Here is a 14,844-nt window from a genome sequence, read left to right as displayed (position 1 = left end):
ATGGCCCACGGGCTGTCCGAGGAGTACGAGGAGCTGCGCCGCACCGTCGAGGAGTTCGCCCGCACCGAGGTGGCCCCGGTCATCGGCGACTACTACGAGCGCGGCGCGTTCCCCTACGACATCGTCGCCAAGATGGGCCGCATGGGCCTGTTCGGCCTGCCGTTCCCCGAAGCGTACGGGGGCATGGGCGGCGACTACTTCGCGCTGTGCCTGGCACTGGAGGAGCTCGCCCGCGCCGACTCGTCGGTGGCGATCACCCTTGAGGCGGGGGTGTCGCTGGGCGCGATGCCGATCTTCCGCTTCGGCACCGACGAGCAGCGCAGCACGTGGCTGCCGCGACTGTGCTCCGGCCGGGCACTGGGCGCGTTCGGCCTGACCGAGCCGGGCGGCGGCTCCGACGCCGGCGCCACCCGCACCACCGCGCGCCTGGAGGGCGGCGAGTGGGTGGTCGACGGCACCAAGGCGTTCATCACCAACTCCGGTACCGACATCACCGCGCTGGTCACGGTCACCGCGGTCACCGGGCACCAGGACGGCGGCCGCCCGGAGATCTCGGCGATCCTGGTTCCGACGGGCACCCCGGGCATGGCGGTGGGCCAGCACTACTCCAAGGTCGGCTGGAACGCCTCCGACACCAACGAGCTGGTGTTCGACGACTGCCGGGTGCCCGAGGCCAACCTGGTGGGCGAGCGCGGCCGCGGATACGCGCAGTTCCTGCGCATCCTGGACGAGGGCCGGATCGCCATCGCGGCGCTGGGCGTGGGGCTGGCCCAGGGGTGCGTCGACGAGAGTCTGCGCTACGCCGCCGAGCGCGAGGCGTTCGGCAACGCCATCGGGCGCTACCAGGCGATCCAGTTCACCATCGCCGACATGGAGGCGCGCGTGCACACCGCCCGCCTCGCCTACTACGACGCCGCCTCGCGCATGCTGGCGGGCGAGCCGTTCAAGAAGCAGGCGGCGATCGCGAAGCTGGCGTCCTCCAACGCCGCCATGGACAACGCGCGCGACGCGACGCAGGTCTTCGGCGGCTACGGGTTCATGAACGAGTACCCGGTGGGCCGGTTCTACCGTGACGCCAAGATCCTGGAGGTCGGCGAGGGGACCTCGGAGATCCAGCGCATGCTCATCGCCCGCGAGCTGGGGCTCCCGGCCTGACGCGTCCGGAACGGCGGCCGCCGCCCCGGCGGTGCGGTCCGGGCGGTGCGGTCCCTAGGCGCCGCCGGCCGCCCTGCCCCGCGCCGCTTCGCCCTCCACCAGCGCCACGGCGGCGGCCGTCCCGTCCTCGGCGCGCACCAGCGCCCCGGTCTCGCGGGCGCGGCGGGCCGCCGCACCGTCGTCCGCGGCCCGCCGGATCCGCTCGGCGAGGCCGCCGGCGGTGACCTTGGCGGCGGACAGCGGCTCGGGGCCGAGTCCGGCGGCGTGCACGCGGTCGGCCCAGAAGCGCTGCTCCCGGTGGAAGGGGCAGACGATTTGCGGGCGCCCGGCGGCCAGCGCGGCGCCGACGGCCCCGGCTCCGCCGGCGTGCACGACCGCCGAGACGCGCGGGAAGACCCAGTCGTGCGGGACCTCCCCGACGACGAGGACGTCGTCGGCCTCCGCGACGTCGGCGAGCCCGCCCCATCCGGTCGCGAGAACCGCGCGTGCGCCCGTGCGCCGCACGGCCGCGACGACCTCCCGGCCCAGCCGGGCGGGGTTGCTCCCGGGCATGGAGCCGAACCCGGCGAACAGGGGTGGCTCACCGGCCTCGAGGAACGCCGTGAGCCGTTCCGGCGGCGTCCAGTCGGCGGCCGCGGGCAGAAACCAGTAGCCGGTGGTGTGCACCCAGCCGGGGTAGTCGGCCGGGTCGGGCACGAGGTGGCGGCTGAAGGCCTGCAGCAGCGGCGCCGGCGTCCCGTCGGGTCGGCGCAGGGCGTCGTGCCTGCCGCGGCGCCGGGGCAGGCCCAGCCGCCCCGCGCGCCAGGCGTCCACGGTCCCGTTGTAAGCGCTCAGCACGAGCGCGTTGGTCCGGTGGCTCGCCCGGTTCAGGGCGCGCGGCACGGGCACCGGCAGCATGGGGTTGGGGAAGGCCGCCGTGGGCACCCAGAACGGCTGCAGGGCCACCGGAACGGAGGGCACCTGCAGGTACTCGGCGATGTGGTGGCCCGGGTAGCCCATGCCGTGCACCACGACGTCGGCGCCGCGGAACCCGTCCGCGGCGGCGGCCATGTCGTCCAGCACCCGGACCATGTCGGCCTTGGCCCGGCGCACGATGCGCACCATCGCCTTGGCCTCGCGCAGCCGACCGCCCCGCCTTCCCGAGTCGCCGGTGTCCGCGACCAGCTCCTTGTCCTCCAGCATGCGGACGGGCCCGTCGTCGAGGGGCGCGAACGCCAGCCCGTGGTCGGCCGCCAGGGCGGCCGACGACTCCGCGGCGGCCAGCAGCGGCTCGTGCCCGGCGTCGCGCAGGGCCCGTGCGAGCGCAGCGAACGGCTGCACGTCGCCGCGGGTTCCGTGGTTGACGATGAGGACCCGCATGAGGGACTCCTTCTGAGGTCGCGGGTCGGACCGGTGCCGAGAGCGGTCGCGGCGTGCCGGCGGCGGCACGGGAGGCGTGGCCGGGGACCTCTCACTGTACTCGGATTTCAGAAACTTCTGAATACTCAGATCATACGAAGGATTCGCTATGATGGACACCCACCGCAGACCCCGAGGAGGAACCGGCTTGCCCGCAGCCGATGAGCGCCGGGAGACGGCCGAGCAGCTCGCGTTGACCCTGAGCGAGCACGGGATGCAGCGCATGGCGGCGCGCGTGCTGGCGGCCGCCATCTTCGCCGAGCAGCCGACCCTGACCCAGGGCGAGCTGACCGAGGAGCTCGCGGTCAGCACGGGGGCCGTCTCGGGCGCGATCACCATGCTGACGTCCGTCGGCCTGCTGGAGCGCGTCCCCGCCGCCGGCAGCCGGCGCGACCACTACCGCCTGCGCGACGACGCCTGGGCCCGCCTGTTCAGCAGGCAGAACGAGGTCGTGGAGGCGATGCTGCGCATGGCCCGGCACGGCGTCGAGATCACCTCGGACGAGGGCCATGCGCGGCCCCGCCTCGAGGAGATGCGCGACTTCTACGAGTTCATGATCGGCGAGTTCCCGGCCCTGATCGAGCGCTGGCAGCAGCAGCGGGCGGCGAAGGGGCGGTAGCCGCCGCCCGCGGCGGCTCCTGCGGAGCCCGGGCCTGCCACGCCGCCCGCCCCCTCCGCCGCCGGGCGGGGCCGCCCCTCGGACGCGCGCCCGCGGACTCTCCGCCGTTCCGGCGGCACAGCGCCCGAAACGACCCCATACAGTGACGCACTGTAGTTGAATGACTCCGAACCGCCCGCGGCCGCGCACCCGGCGCTCGCCGCCCGCACAGAACGGAGTCATCTCCCATGCCCCGATCACTGCCGCACAAGCACCGGTTCCGGCGAGCCGTCGCCCTGACGGCCGCCCTGGCGCTCGCCACGGCCGCGTCTCCCGCCACCGCCTGGGCCGCGCCCGCCGCGGCGCCGGCCAGAGCGAGTACGCAACACGTCTGCCCGGCGCTCGTTCCGCCGCCCAGCCAGGCCGACCGGGAGCGCTACATGTGCGGCGACCGCCGCCTGGGACCGGCCGAACTGCCCGACGAGGGGGTCGTCGGCGAGCTCGTCGAGGACTACGAGCGCCTCGGCGGCGCCGAGCCCGTCGCCTTCCTGGCCGAGCACCGCGAGACCGGTGTCGACACCGCGACCGGCGAGCTGTGGGAGCGCTGGCGCTATCCCGCGCACGACGGGTTCGCGATGCGCGGGGGCCGACCGCAGAGCGAAAGGGAGACGGTCCCCGCCGGCGCTATGGTGGACCGCTTCGGGTCGCCGCGCGGCTCCTTCCTCGCCCCCGCCGGCACGCCGTTCCCCGAGCGGGCGCTGCCTCCGGACGCGCTCAACACCTGGCCGGACGGCCCGGCGCACAACTACCGCTGCTACCGGGTGACCGAGGACTTCACCGCCCGGACCGGCCCGATCGCGCCGGCGTTCGAGCAGCCCGGCGGCGGCGAGCAGATCCTGCTCGCGCCCGGGCTCGTCGAGGAGGCCGGCGACCGCGACAGCCTCGGCGCCGAGGCGATGGTCGAGTGGGGCTACCTCGACACGCGCCCGGCCCACGAGTGCGACGTGGAGCCGGACGCAGCTCTGGAGGCCTGAGCGCCTCCGCCGCCCGGGGCGCCCGCCCCACACCGGCACCCCGGGCGGCACCGCGCCTTCCGGACGGCGGCCCGGCCGACTCGGCTGCGCCGGGCGCCGGGCGGGAGAATGCCACCCGCCTTCCGGACGGGACCGCCACGGGCCCCGCCGCTGGCACGCCCGTCTCACGCCCGTATCAGCGCGCCCGGTACGCCCCCGCCCGGCGGCCGCCGCGCACTCCGGCTCGCCGGCACCCGCCCCGCCCGCGCATGGACCACAGCCGGCTCGGCGGCCGGCCACACGCCTCGCGCGCTCCGGCGACCGCTCCCGCGCCACCCGCCCGCTCACGGCCCCCCGGATCCCATACTCACCGATCGAATCGGGTACACCTAGAGTTCATGGAGCCGTCGCGCATCGTCTACGACCGCTGGGGCACCGGCGAACCCGTCCTGCTGCTGCACGGCCTGGGGCACAACCGCCGCGCCTGGCAGCCGCTCGTCGCCGACCTGGCGCCCCACCACCAGGTCCTCGCCCCGGACCTGCCCGGCTTCGGCGACTCTCCCGCACCCGCCGCCGAGGACCCCTACGACGTGGCGTTCCTCGTCGACGCGGTGCTGGGGCTGTGCGCCGAACTCGGTATCGACCGCCCGCACGTGGTGGGCAACTCCCTGGGCGGAGCCGTGGCGCTGGAGATGGCCGTCCGCGGCGAGGCGGCCTCGGTGACGGCGCTCTCCCCCATCGGCTTCGGCTCGGCCGCGCGCAGCGCCGGTGCGCGCCTGCTCGCCGCGAGCGCGCGCTGGGCGGCCCGCGTGCCCCAGCGGATCATCCGGGCCGCCGCGCACACACCGCCGGCGCGGGCCCTGGCGCGGCGGGTGCTTCGGGCCGACCCGACCTCGGCGGCCGCGAGCGGCGTCGCCTTCGACACCGCGGTGCTGGCGCCGGGATCACCGTTCGTCAGGATGGCCCCGCACGTGGCCGCCTACCGCTTCGCGGGCGCGATCGCCTGCCCGGTCACCATCGCCTGGGGCGACCGCGACCGCCTGCTGCCGCCCGCGGGGGCGCGGCGCGCCCTGCGCCGCATCCCGCACGCCCGCAGGATCGCGCTGCGGGGCTGCGGGCACATCCCCATGGCCGACGATCCGCGCTCGGTGGCCGCCGCCGTTCTGCACACCTGCCGCGGCGCGCGGCAGGCGCTGGAGGCGGCCGGCGGCTGAGGACCGCGGGAGAAACCGCGGAGCCGCCGCGGCACACCCGCCCGGTCCGCGGCGGCGGCCCGTCCCGTCCTGCGCCCGCCGGCGCCGCCCGAGGCGCTCGGCGGCTCCACTCGGCCCTACCTGCGTTCGCGCACCGCCCGGACGATCTCGTCCGCGGCCTCGTCCAGCGGCACGCCGTTGTTCTGCGAGCCGTCGCGGTAGCGGAACGACACCGCGCCCTTGGCGATGTCGTCGTCGCCGGCCAGCAGCATGAAGGGGACCTTCTGCTTCTGGGCGTTGCGGATCTTCTTCTGCATCCGGTCGTCGCCGGAGTCGATCTCGGCCCTAATCCCCTCGGCGCGCAGCCGCTCGACGAAGCCCGCCAGGTAGGGGGCGTGCTCGTCGGCGATGGGGATGCCCACCGCCTGGACCGGCGCCAGCCAGGCCGGGAACGCGCCCGCGTAGTGCTCCAGCAGCACGCCGAAGAACCGCTCGATCGACCCGAACAGCGCGCGGTGGATCATGATCGGGCGCCGGCGGGAGCCGTCGGAGGCGGTGTACTCCAGCTCGAAGCGCTTGGGCTGCTGCAGGTCGACCTGGAGGGTGGACATCTGCCAGGTGCGGCCGATGGCGTCCTTGGCCTGCACCGAGACCTTCGGCCCGTAGTAGGCGGCGCCGCCGGGGTCCATGACCAGGTCCAGGCCCTGCTTCTGGGCGGCCTGGCGCAGGAGCTCGGTGGCCTCCTCCCACTCCTGGGGCTCGCCGATGAACTTCTCGGACTCGCCGCGGGTGGACAGCTCCAGGTAGAAGTCGCTCAGCCCGTAGTCGCGCAGCAGGTCCAGCACGAACGTGAGCAGGCTGTCCAGCTCGTCGGGGGCCTGTTCAAACGTGCAGTAGATGTGCGAGTCGTCCTGGGTGAACCCGCGGGCGCGGGTGAGGCCGTGCACGACGCCGGACTTCTCGTAGCGGTAGACGGTGCCGAACTCGAACAGCCGCAGCGGCAGCTCCCGGTAGGACCTGCCGCGCGAGCGGAAGATCAGATTGTGCATGGGGCAGTTCATGGCCTTGAGGTAGTAGTCCTGCCCCTCGAACTCCATGGGGGGGAACATGCCCTCGCTGTAGTTCGGCAGGTGCCCCGAGGTCTCGAACAGCTGCGCCTTGGAGATGTGCGGGGTGTTGACGAACTCGTAGCCGGCCTCCTCGTGGCGCCGGCGGGAGTACTCCTCCATCTCCTTGCGGATCACGCCGCCCTTGGGGTGGAACACCGGCAGGCCCGAGCCGAGCTCCTCGGGGAAGGAGAACAGGTCCAGCTCGGCGCCCAGCCTGCGGTGGTCGCGCTTCTCGGCCTCCTCCAGGAAGGCGAGGTAGTCCTTGAGCGCGTCGCGGTTCTCCCACGCGGTGCCGTAGATGCGCTGGAGCTGCGGGTTGGTCTCGTTGCCGCGCCAGTAGGCGGCGGCCGAGCGCATCAGTTTGAAGGCGGGGATGGACCGGGTGGTGGGCAGGTGCGGGCCCCGGCACAGGTCCTTCCAGCACAGCTCACCGGTCTTGGGGTGGATGTTGTCGTAGACGGTCAGCCCTCCGGCGCCGACCTCGACGCCGGCGCCCTCGGCGGAGTCGCCGGCGTCGCCCTTGAGACCGATCAGCTCCAGCTTGTAAGGCTCGGTGGAGAGCTCGGCGCGCGCGTCGTCGTCGGAGACCGGGCGGCGGTCGAAGCGCTGGCCCTGCTTGACGATCTCCTGCATGCGCTTCTCGATGCGCTTGAGGTCCTCGGGGGTGAACGGCTCGGCTACGTCGAAGTCGTAGTAGAAGCCGTTGTCGACGGGCGGGCCGATGCCCAGCTTGGCCTCGGGGAACAGCTCCTGAACCGCCTGGGCCAGGACGTGGGCGGTCGAGTGGCGCAGGATGGCGCGGCCGTCGTCGGAGTCGATGGCGACCGGCTCGACGGCGTCGCCTTCGGAGAGCTCGTGGGCGAGGTCGCGCAGCTCGCCGTTGACGCGGGCGGCGACCACGGTCCGCCCGTCGGCTCCGAGCGCCTGGCCGGCCGTAGTCTGAGCCGCCACCGCACGCTCGACTCCGGCGAGGGTGATATGCAGCTCAGGCACGACGGACACAGTGGCTCCTCATACGTTGGTCGGCGCTTGCACGCGCGGATCTGAGACGGGCGCGGGGAGGCTGGAGCGGCCCGCACCGCTCCAGTCGATGCTATCGGCTCCGCCACGCCCCATCACCCGCCATTCGCCGCCCGCGGCCCGCCCCACCTCAGCCGCGGCCTGCGCGCCCTCCGCTCCCGGGCCCGGTTCGCCGCGCTCGCGGACCGGCGACCGCGCCGCGCCGACCGCGGGCGCCGTGCGGCTTAGATCGGCACCCCTCGACAGCCCGTCCGAACTGCCCGATTTCGGACCGCGTGCGGCGTCCTTGATCGCCGCCAGGGCGGGGGATGGCCACCGAAAGCGACCGCGCGGGATCGGAGCCGACCATGTTCGGATCAAGTCGGATCGTTTAGGATCCATTGGGTGCCGTAAGGCTTCCGGACGGGCATGTAACCCGCTGGAGCAGATAGGCCAGAAGCGAGCCAGGTCCGGAGGGTCCCGTGCGAGTTGTGGTGGTAGGGGCGGGCATCGCCGGGATGACGCTGGCCGCTGCGCTGGTCCGCGACGGCATCAGCGTCACGATCCTGGAGCAGGCTCCCGACCCGGCTCCCGCCGGCGCCGGAGTGGAGCTGACCCCCAACGCCCTGCGGCCCCTGCGCAATCTCGACCTCGGACCCGCCCTGGAGCGCGTCGGCGTGTACCCCGAGTCCCGCGAACTGCTCCGCTGGGACGACGAGCGACTGCTGGCCCGCTCCCCTCTCGGCGGCGAACTCTCCGCGCGCTACGGCGCCCCGACCCTGGCCCTGCTGCGGACCGACCTGCACCGGGCCCTGCACGACGCCCTCCCCGCCGACACGGTGCGCACCGGCCACTACGTGACCGACCTGCTGGAGAACAGCGACGGGGTCGTCGTGCGCTGCGCCGACGGCCGCCAGGTGCACGGCGACGTCGCCGTCGGCGCCGACGGCGCCAACTCGCTGATCCGCAGCCTGCTCAACACCGAGCGCTACCGCCCGGCCCGGCGGCTGCTCTACCGCGGCCTCGCTCCGGCCTCCCGCGCTCCCGAGGAGTGCGGCCGGGCCCGCGTGCGCGTGTGGACGGGCGGCGACCGCTACATCTCCTGCTTCCCCGTCGCAGGCGGGCAGAAGGTGAGCTTCAGCGCGACGGTTCCCGCAGGCACCGGCGAACCGGACTCCTGGACCTCGCGGGACCGCATCGGCGACCTCACCGCGGCGTTCGGCGGCTGGAGCACGGCGGCGCTGGGCCTGGTCTCGGCAGCCGAGTGGGTGGGCGTCTGGGGCGTGCACGACCACTCCCCCGTGCCGGTGTGGCAGAGCGGCAGGATCGCGCTGATGGGCGACGCGGCCCACCCCACACTCCCCTTCTTCGCCCAGGCGACCAACCAGGCCGTCGAGGACGCCGTGGCACTGGCGGCGTGCCTGCGTGACGCGACCTCGCTGACCGCCGGAGACGCGCTGGAGCGCTACGCCCGGCTGCGCCGGCGACGCACGGACCGGCTGGACGCAGTCTCCCGTGACATACTTGGCGCGCTGCGGGCGGACGGCGACCGTTCGCCCGAGGCCTGGGCGCGGGAGGTGAGCCGGGCCGAGGCGGCCAACGCGGACTGGATCTACGGCCTCGACCCGGTCGAGGCGTGCGCGCAGCCGGTCGGCGCCGACCCCGCGGCGGACTGAATGCGGCGCGGGATCGGCGGCCTCGACTGCGCCGGGCGGCGCCGGAGCGCTGAGTCGTGTGACGGCGGCATTGCCCGCCTGGCAGGCGACTTTGGATTTGTTCCGGCGGGACCGTTACCCGCCCTTGATCCGGCGGATATCGTAGGCGCATGTCTCCGAGCCCCATGAGCGGCGCTGGCCACCCGGACCCGGCGGCATCCCCCATGTCCCAGGCGCGTCGGCCCTCACGCCGTTGGCGCAGGCTCCGCACCCGGTTGCGCATCTGGCGCATGCGCATGCACGCCCATCCGGTCCTCAGCCTGACGTGGCGTACGGTCGTCGCGACCGTGGGCCTGATCGTGCTCCTCGCCGGGCTCGTCATGTGCGTCGCCCCGGGGCCGGGCGTGGCCGGGATCATCCTCGGACTCGCAATCCTGGCCACCGAGTTCGCCTGGGCCCGAGGACTGCTGCGGTACGCGCGCTCATGGGCGCACCGGGCCAAGGAGCGCGCCGTCCAGAAGGCGCGGCAGCACCGCCGGGAGCACGACCACTCCGCCTCGGCGCTGCGCCCCGCTCCCGACTCCGACTGACCGGAACGGCCGCATCCGCCCGCCCTGGGCCCCTGGATTCGGACATCCGGTGGCCGCGATTGCGGACACGCCGACCGATTATGGCGTCGGCCACGTACACCCGGCTTCCCAGAGCCCGCCTGTCCGGAGCCTGCGAACCCCGCACCGCCTGCGGCGACGGGGGCGCGGGCGAGCCCGCCCGCGGCGGCGGCGATGCGCCGCGCGGAACGCGCCGCGAGCCGACGCACGGGTGAATGGGACAGCATCCGTGTGAGCGCGCCCGGTTTCCGGCACGCGCTGGATAGCATTCAGACGCCGGGGTGAGGGCTGTTGTCCGGAGCCCTGGGGCGATCGGGGGGCCGGGGGCCACAGCAGGCCGTCTCGGGGGTCCGGGGGTCGCCCCCCCGAAAAATACAAGGCCCGCAGGGAAGGCGGCCGAAGGCCACCGACCACAGCAGGCCGTGTGGGCGATACTGGACTCGAACCAGTGACCTCGTCGGTGTGAACGACGCGCTCTAGCCAACTGAGCTAATCGCCCGAAGGTGTCCCGCTCCCTGCGGGGCGAACACTGAAGACTCTAGCGCATCCGACAGGGTGGATGGTGCAGTCCTCCCCAGGAGGCCGATACGACTGTGACCGACGTCTCATCAAGCGGAGCCATGGCTGCATTCAATCAGGGGCAAAGCGACGAAAGCCCGGCGAAGACGGGCATCCGGCGACCGGGTGCCCCACGGGGTGCCCCCGACCTGGGCGTCCGCGTGATGTGCCGCACAGATCATCGGGAAATTCCTGGTTTCCGCAGCTCATTACAGTGACGGAGGATCTGGTGGCGGCACATGGACCGTCAACCGCACTCCAAGTCACCCGGCCGGCGAGAAAATCCGCCGGTTGTCCGTCATAGACCGCCCGCGGCCGCGTTGGAGCGGTCGAGACGGCAACGAACCCGCTCCCGCACACGGGGCCGGACGAGAAAAAGGTTTGGCGAACATGAACAGTAGCGGCACCACTGCCAGCGCCGAGCTTGGGCTTCGGCTCGTGGTCCCCGACCGCACAGCCGTTCCTCTGGTCGCACGGCTGGACTACACGGCCGACGACCCGTACGCGATCAAGGTCGCCTTCCACACCGGCGAGGACGAGCCCGTCGAGTGGATCTTCGCGCGCGAACTGCTGACCGTGGGCATCGTGCGGCCCGCGGGTGACGGCGACGTGCGGGTGTGGCCCGAGAAGGGCGTCGGCGAGCGCACCGTCAACATCGCTCTGTCCTCTCCGTTCGGACAGGCGCAGTTCGACGCCGAGGTGTCGCCGCTGGCGGAGTTCCTGCACCGCACCTACGAGATCGTGCCCGCCGGCCAGGAGGGCGACTACGTCGACCTCGACTCCGAGATCGAGCGCCACCTGCAGTCCTGAGGCCGCGCACGGTCCAGCGACCGCACGCCGCGGCACCGCACTGCACGCCCGCTGAGCCCCGGGGAGCCGGACAGGCCCTCGAAACAGGCCAGGCGGGCGGCCGTCCCCGGCCGAAGGCGACGCGCCGTCCGCGCCTCCGCCCCGCGAGCGGTCCCATCATTGGAGATCGGGGCGACTGCGCCCCGTCGCCGACGACGGGGCTCCGGCGGCGCACCGCATTCGGTACGCGCCGGCGCCGCGCGCCGGCCGTTCAGGGGTCGATGTCGGAGGCACCGCGATCCACGAACACGTCCATGGTCTTGCGTGTCACCGGACCCGGTGCGGCGGGCAGCTCCCGGCCGTCGATGGCCCTGATGGGCTGCACGTCGCGGCCCGAGGACGTCAAGAACGCCTCCGACACCCGTTCGAGGTCGGCCATCGCGACGTCGGCCTCGGTCCCCCCGGCCCACTCCAGGACCAGTTCGCGGGTGATGCCCGCCAGCGGTCCCGCCGACAGCGGCGGGGTGAGCAGGTGGCCGTCCAGGACGACGAAGACGTTGCTCCCGGTGCATTCGCAGAGGTTGCCGGCGGTGTTGGCGAAGAGCGCCTCCCCGGCGCCGCGTGCGTGCGCGTACTCCAGGGCCAGCACGTTCTCGGCGTAGGAGGTCGTCTTCAGCCCGGTCAGCGCACCGTTCTCGTTGCGCGTCCAGGGCACTACGGCCACGTCCACGGTGGGGGTGACCGGACTCAGCGGCGCGACCGCCACCATGCACGTCAGCTCTCCCGGCGTGCGGTCCGACCCCAGCGGGCCGGGGCCGCCGGTCACCGTGATGCGTATACGCGAACGCTCGATCCCGGGGTTGGCGTCGACCGCCTTCCGCACGCCGTCGGCGATGAGGCCGAGGTCGGGCGCGGGCAGACCCAGCCCGGCGGCGGAGCGGGCCAGCCGCCTCAGGTGCCGCGACAGCGCGAACGGCTGCCCGGCGACGCCCTTGACGGTCTCGAATACCCCGTCTCCCACCGTGATCCCGTGGTCCAGGACAGGGATCAGGGCTTCGCTCTCGTCGACGACCCGGCCCCGGCCGAATCCCGCGCCGGCGATCCACACCCGCATGCTCGATTCCTCCTTCGTGCTGGTCGCCGCGGCGGCGCTGCGCGACCCGCAGTCCCCGCCGGACGCGGCGGCACCGGTGCGACCGCGGTCCGCGCCGCTGCTCCCCCGCCCGCGCGCTTGCCCGCGCGCACCGCACCGGTCCGTGTGCCTCCAGATCCTGCCACCTCGCTCGGCGCAAGGGCGGGCGCGCCGCGTCGGTGCGGCCGACGTCACGCGGGCCCGGGCCCGGCGGCACGAAGAAACAAGTGCCGTGACCAACTTTGGCCGCACCCCTATGCGTACCGGCCACCACGGGTAACGTAGCGAATCGCACCGGTACCCGTCCTATCGCACTAAGTGGTCACCCGTCCGACACGCCGCAGCAAAGCAACTGGGTGGGTTACGAATGGCTATCATCTGGGCAACGCTTATGAGGACCCTCACCCCGGGGGGTTCCGCGGACGCATGCGCGCCCCTTCACCGGGGGTCGGCGCGGTCCGGCCGAGACGACGACGGATCAAGAGAGCTATGACCCCACAGAGCACCGCCCCAGGCGAGTTGAGCTGGCTGCTCGACGACCTCCTCACCCGCGCGCAGGGAGCCCGGCACGCCATAGTCCTGTCCACCGACGGACTGCTCATGGCCTCGTCCAGCCGGTTGGACCGCGCCAGCGCCGAGCACCTGGCCGCGATCACCTCCGGTCTGCACAGCCTGGCGGCGGGGGCCGGCAAGCAGTTCAGCGCGGGCGGGATCCGCCAGACCATCATCGAGATGGACGACGCCTTCCTGTTCGTCGCCGCCGCCGGGGAGGGCGCGTGCATGGCGCTGCTCTCCGACACCGAGTGCGACGTCGGTCTCGTCGCCTACGAGATGAACAAGGTGATCGAGCGCGTCGGCCAGTACCTGTCCGCTCCGCCCCGCCCCGACATGCCCACCACTCCCGCCCACGTCGAGCGCTGAGCCCCCTCCCCCGACTCTCCCCGGGCGGTGCCGCGAGCCCGCACCGCCTGCCCTCCCGCCCCTCCCGCGTGCGTATTCGATTTCGTGTGCACGCCGGTTATCCGATAGAGTCCTAACCACAGCGAAGGAGGCGCCCCGCCCTCAACGGGAAGCCTTCCTCCGCGCGGACGTGGCTCAGCTGGTAGAGCATCACCTTGCCAAGGTGAGGGTCGCGGGTTCGAATCCCGTCGTCCGCTCGGCGTGCGAAATGTGCACGGATAACCATGGGTCCGCCCATGGCCACGCGGACGTGGCTCAGCTGGTAGAGCATCACCTTGCCAAGGTGAGGGTCGCGGGTTCGAATCCCGTCGTCCGCTCGGAGTAGCCGTAAGGGGACGAGCAAGTGCCTCGGTCACGGCTCGCGGCGGAGTGGCCGAGTGGCTTAGGCAAGGGACTGCAAATCCCTGTACACGGGTTCGATTCCCGTCTCCGCCTCCACCCGCTTCGCACTCCAGTGCGAACCAGGGCGGTTAGCTCAGTTGGTTAGAGCGCTACCTTGACACGGTAGAGGTCACAGGTTCGAATCCTGTATCGCCCACCAGCATCATCGCAGGTCAGAGGCCGCTTCGGCGGCCTTTTTCCTTTTTCGGCCCCACGAGCGTGGAGACGCCCCGAAAGACGTCGCCTCCCATTCCCGCCACGAAGCCCTCGTTTCATCGGGCGCACAGCAGCACCCACCGAACCGCGGAACCGTCCCCACGACCCACCGGCACTCGAATCGCCTGAGCGCCTGCAGGCTCCGGCGCCACCGCTCCCCCAGCACGGTAGGACCTGCTCCTTCATCGCCGGGGCTCACGTGCTCGTAGACGTCGCCCCTCCCCCGCATCCGACGGCCCAGTCGGGCCGCGCGGGCGGCCTCGGGTATCCCGTCCTCGGCCAACCAGTTGCGGTGGGTGTGGCGTCCTTCGTTGAAGGTGAACCCCGGCAGGATCGGCGGCCGCAGCCAAGCCATTCTGTCGTCCGGAACACCGTCGAAGGCCAGGATCAGAGATCTGAACCCCGGCTCGCGGAGGCCAGGCGCTGGCGGTGGGTGCGATAGAGACGGGTCCCGATCGGGCGACCGGCATGCCAGACGACGGCGGGGACGGCGGCCCGCAGGAGCCGGGCCTGCTCCTCGCCCGCCTCGTTCAGGGCCATGCCCAGCATCAGCAGACGCCGCGCGAAGGTCACCTTGCCGAAGGAGGCCTCGACGGCCGCCTTCCATTCGCGTTCGGTCAGGAAGCGATCGATGAGCGGCAGGATCCGCTCCTCCTCCAGCGCCAGATGCTCGTAGAGCGCCGGCAACAGACCCTCCGCGACGGCGGCGACGGCATCCCGGTCGGTGGCGTCGGCGGAGGCCCGCCAACGCCGGCCGCCCGCGGCGAGCGCCTCCAGCTCGCCGTCGATGAAGGCGTGCTGCCGGTCCATCGTCTCGATGAGGGGACCGACGTCGTCGGGGCAGCGCTCCCGCAGCCGGGGCCACACATGGTCGTCCTCACTGGTGTGGTGGGCGTGCAGGAAGTCGACCATCATCAGGACGTGGTCGGCGACGACGCCGGTGCCGTCCGCGTCACCCGCCGGAACGCCGGCGACCAGGGCGGGCAAAGCGCCGAACTCCCGACGCATGGCGTCGTGCGCGCCGATCATGTCGCGGCTGTCGGCCATCTTCTCGTTGTGCATGGGAGCAGCTTCGAAAAC

General features: G+C 72.9%; 12 protein-coding genes and 5 tRNA genes. 12 read left to right on the top strand and 5 right to left on the bottom strand.

Translation table 11 applies throughout. The features are described 5' to 3' along the window. Positions 1-1,155 carry an acyl-CoA dehydrogenase family protein gene (locus tag ABEA15_RS01065; RefSeq protein ID WP_344139698.1) on the top strand — a complete coding sequence of 385 codons (1,155 nt, stop codon included), beginning with the start codon at positions 1-3 and terminating at the stop codon, positions 1,153-1,155. A 54-nt stretch (positions 1,156-1,209) separates the two neighbouring features. Here ABEA15_RS01065 and ABEA15_RS01060 read toward each other — a convergent pair whose 3' ends face one another. Then, on the bottom strand, positions 1,210-2,514 hold the full coding sequence (locus ABEA15_RS01060; RefSeq protein WP_345555045.1) for a nucleotide disphospho-sugar-binding domain-containing protein: 1,305 nt from the start codon (positions 2,512-2,514) through the stop codon (positions 1,210-1,212). 187 nt (positions 2,515-2,701) lie between these two features. Between ABEA15_RS01060 and ABEA15_RS01055 the strand changes: the two genes are divergently transcribed. The 3 genes from ABEA15_RS01055 (at position 2,702) to ABEA15_RS01045 (ending at position 5,378) form a co-directional block, all read left to right on the top strand. Beyond that, the gene (locus ABEA15_RS01055) at positions 2,702-3,172 is read left to right on the top strand and encodes a GbsR/MarR family transcriptional regulator (protein WP_344139704.1); all 471 of its coding nucleotides are present in this window, start codon (positions 2,702-2,704) and stop codon (positions 3,170-3,172) included. A 227-nt stretch (positions 3,173-3,399) separates the two neighbouring features. Continuing rightward, on the top strand, positions 3,400-4,185 hold the full coding sequence (locus ABEA15_RS01050; protein ID WP_345555043.1) for a TNT domain-containing protein: 786 nt from the start codon (positions 3,400-3,402) through the stop codon (positions 4,183-4,185). Between the two features lie 377 nt (positions 4,186-4,562). Beyond that, positions 4,563-5,378, top strand: coding sequence for an alpha/beta fold hydrolase (locus tag ABEA15_RS01045; protein WP_345555041.1), 816 nt, complete (start codon positions 4,563-4,565; stop codon positions 5,376-5,378). A 116-nt stretch (positions 5,379-5,494) separates the two neighbouring features. Here ABEA15_RS01045 and thrS read toward each other — a convergent pair whose 3' ends face one another. Next, positions 5,495-7,468, bottom strand: coding sequence for a threonine--tRNA ligase (gene thrS / locus ABEA15_RS01040; RefSeq protein WP_344139714.1), 1,974 nt, complete (start codon positions 7,466-7,468; stop codon positions 5,495-5,497). A gap of 479 nt (positions 7,469-7,947) precedes the next feature. Here thrS and ABEA15_RS01035 point away from each other — a divergent pair, with 479 nt between their 5' ends. Further along, positions 7,948-9,141 (top strand): FAD-dependent oxidoreductase, encoded by a 1,194-nt coding sequence (locus tag ABEA15_RS01035; protein WP_345555039.1) that lies wholly within the window; start codon positions 7,948-7,950, stop codon positions 9,139-9,141. A gap of 269 nt (positions 9,142-9,410) precedes the next feature. Next, positions 9,411-9,710 carry a PGPGW domain-containing protein gene (locus tag ABEA15_RS01030; protein WP_345555037.1) on the top strand — a complete coding sequence of 100 codons (300 nt, stop codon included), beginning with the start codon at positions 9,411-9,413 and terminating at the stop codon, positions 9,708-9,710. A gap of 443 nt (positions 9,711-10,153) precedes the next feature. Here the strand turns inward: ABEA15_RS01030 and ABEA15_RS01025 are convergent. Beyond that, positions 10,154-10,227 (bottom strand) — tRNA-Val (locus tag ABEA15_RS01025). A 449-nt stretch (positions 10,228-10,676) separates the two neighbouring features. On the opposite strand from ABEA15_RS01025, the gene ABEA15_RS01020 reads away from it, so the two are divergent. Continuing rightward, positions 10,677-11,096 (top strand): SsgA family sporulation/cell division regulator, encoded by a 420-nt coding sequence (locus ABEA15_RS01020; RefSeq protein ID WP_344139723.1) that lies wholly within the window; start codon positions 10,677-10,679, stop codon positions 11,094-11,096. A 250-nt stretch (positions 11,097-11,346) separates the two neighbouring features. Here ABEA15_RS01020 and ABEA15_RS01015 read toward each other — a convergent pair whose 3' ends face one another. Next, positions 11,347-12,189 (bottom strand): aminotransferase class IV, encoded by an 843-nt coding sequence (locus ABEA15_RS01015; protein WP_344139726.1) that lies wholly within the window; start codon positions 12,187-12,189, stop codon positions 11,347-11,349. A 507-nt stretch (positions 12,190-12,696) separates the two neighbouring features. Here ABEA15_RS01015 and ABEA15_RS01010 point away from each other — a divergent pair. The 5 genes from ABEA15_RS01010 (at position 12,697) to ABEA15_RS00990 (ending at position 13,708) form a co-directional block, all read left to right on the top strand. Then, a complete protein-coding gene (locus tag ABEA15_RS01010) occupies positions 12,697-13,128 on the top strand; it encodes a roadblock/LC7 domain-containing protein (RefSeq protein ID WP_344139729.1) in 432 nt (143 codons plus the stop codon). Between the two features lie 163 nt (positions 13,129-13,291). After that, a tRNA-Gly gene (locus ABEA15_RS01005) sits at positions 13,292-13,364 on the top strand. A gap of 47 nt (positions 13,365-13,411) precedes the next feature. Next, positions 13,412-13,484, top strand: a tRNA-Gly gene (locus tag ABEA15_RS01000). Between the two features lie 46 nt (positions 13,485-13,530). Beyond that, positions 13,531-13,605, top strand: a tRNA-Cys gene (locus ABEA15_RS00995). A gap of 26 nt (positions 13,606-13,631) precedes the next feature. Further along, positions 13,632-13,708 (top strand) — tRNA-Val (locus tag ABEA15_RS00990). Between the two features lie 443 nt (positions 13,709-14,151). On the opposite strand, the gene ABEA15_RS00985 is transcribed toward ABEA15_RS00990, so the two are convergent. Next, on the bottom strand, positions 14,152-14,826 hold the full coding sequence (locus ABEA15_RS00985; RefSeq protein ID WP_345555035.1) for a hemerythrin domain-containing protein: 675 nt from the start codon (positions 14,824-14,826) through the stop codon (positions 14,152-14,154). Between the last annotated feature and the right edge of the window lie 18 nt (positions 14,827-14,844).

Source organism: Streptomonospora halophila, from assembly GCF_039542725.1.
In the GTDB taxonomy this organism is placed as follows: domain Bacteria; phylum Actinomycetota; class Actinomycetes; order Streptosporangiales; family Streptosporangiaceae; genus Streptomonospora; species Streptomonospora halophila.
Note: the sequence above shows the minus strand (reverse complement) of the source record. Positions and strands in the feature narration are given on the sequence as shown.

Excerpts from the sequence above, each read along its gene's own strand:
- ABEA15_RS01065 (WP_344139698.1), top strand. The coding sequence starts at position 1 with ATGGCCCACGGGCTGTCCGAGGAGTACGAGGAGCTGCGCCGCACCGTC.
- ABEA15_RS01060 (WP_345555045.1), bottom strand. The coding sequence starts at position 2,514 with ATGCGGGTCCTCATCGTCAACCACGGAACCCGCGGCGACGTGCAGCCG.
- ABEA15_RS01050 (WP_345555043.1), top strand. The coding sequence starts at position 3,400 with ATGCCCCGATCACTGCCGCACAAGCACCGGTTCCGGCGAGCCGTCGCC.
- ABEA15_RS01045 (WP_345555041.1), top strand. The coding sequence starts at position 4,563 with ATGGAGCCGTCGCGCATCGTCTACGACCGCTGGGGCACCGGCGAACCC.
- ABEA15_RS01030 (WP_345555037.1), top strand. The coding sequence starts at position 9,411 with ATGCGCATGCACGCCCATCCGGTCCTCAGCCTGACGTGGCGTACGGTC.
- ABEA15_RS01020 (WP_344139723.1), top strand. The coding sequence starts at position 10,677 with ATGAACAGTAGCGGCACCACTGCCAGCGCCGAGCTTGGGCTTCGGCTC.
- ABEA15_RS01015 (WP_344139726.1), bottom strand. The coding sequence starts at position 12,189 with ATGCGGGTGTGGATCGCCGGCGCGGGATTCGGCCGGGGCCGGGTCGTC.
- ABEA15_RS01010 (WP_344139729.1), top strand. The coding sequence starts at position 12,697 with ATGACCCCACAGAGCACCGCCCCAGGCGAGTTGAGCTGGCTGCTCGAC.
- ABEA15_RS00985 (WP_345555035.1), bottom strand. The coding sequence starts at position 14,826 with ATGCACAACGAGAAGATGGCCGACAGCCGCGACATGATCGGCGCGCAC.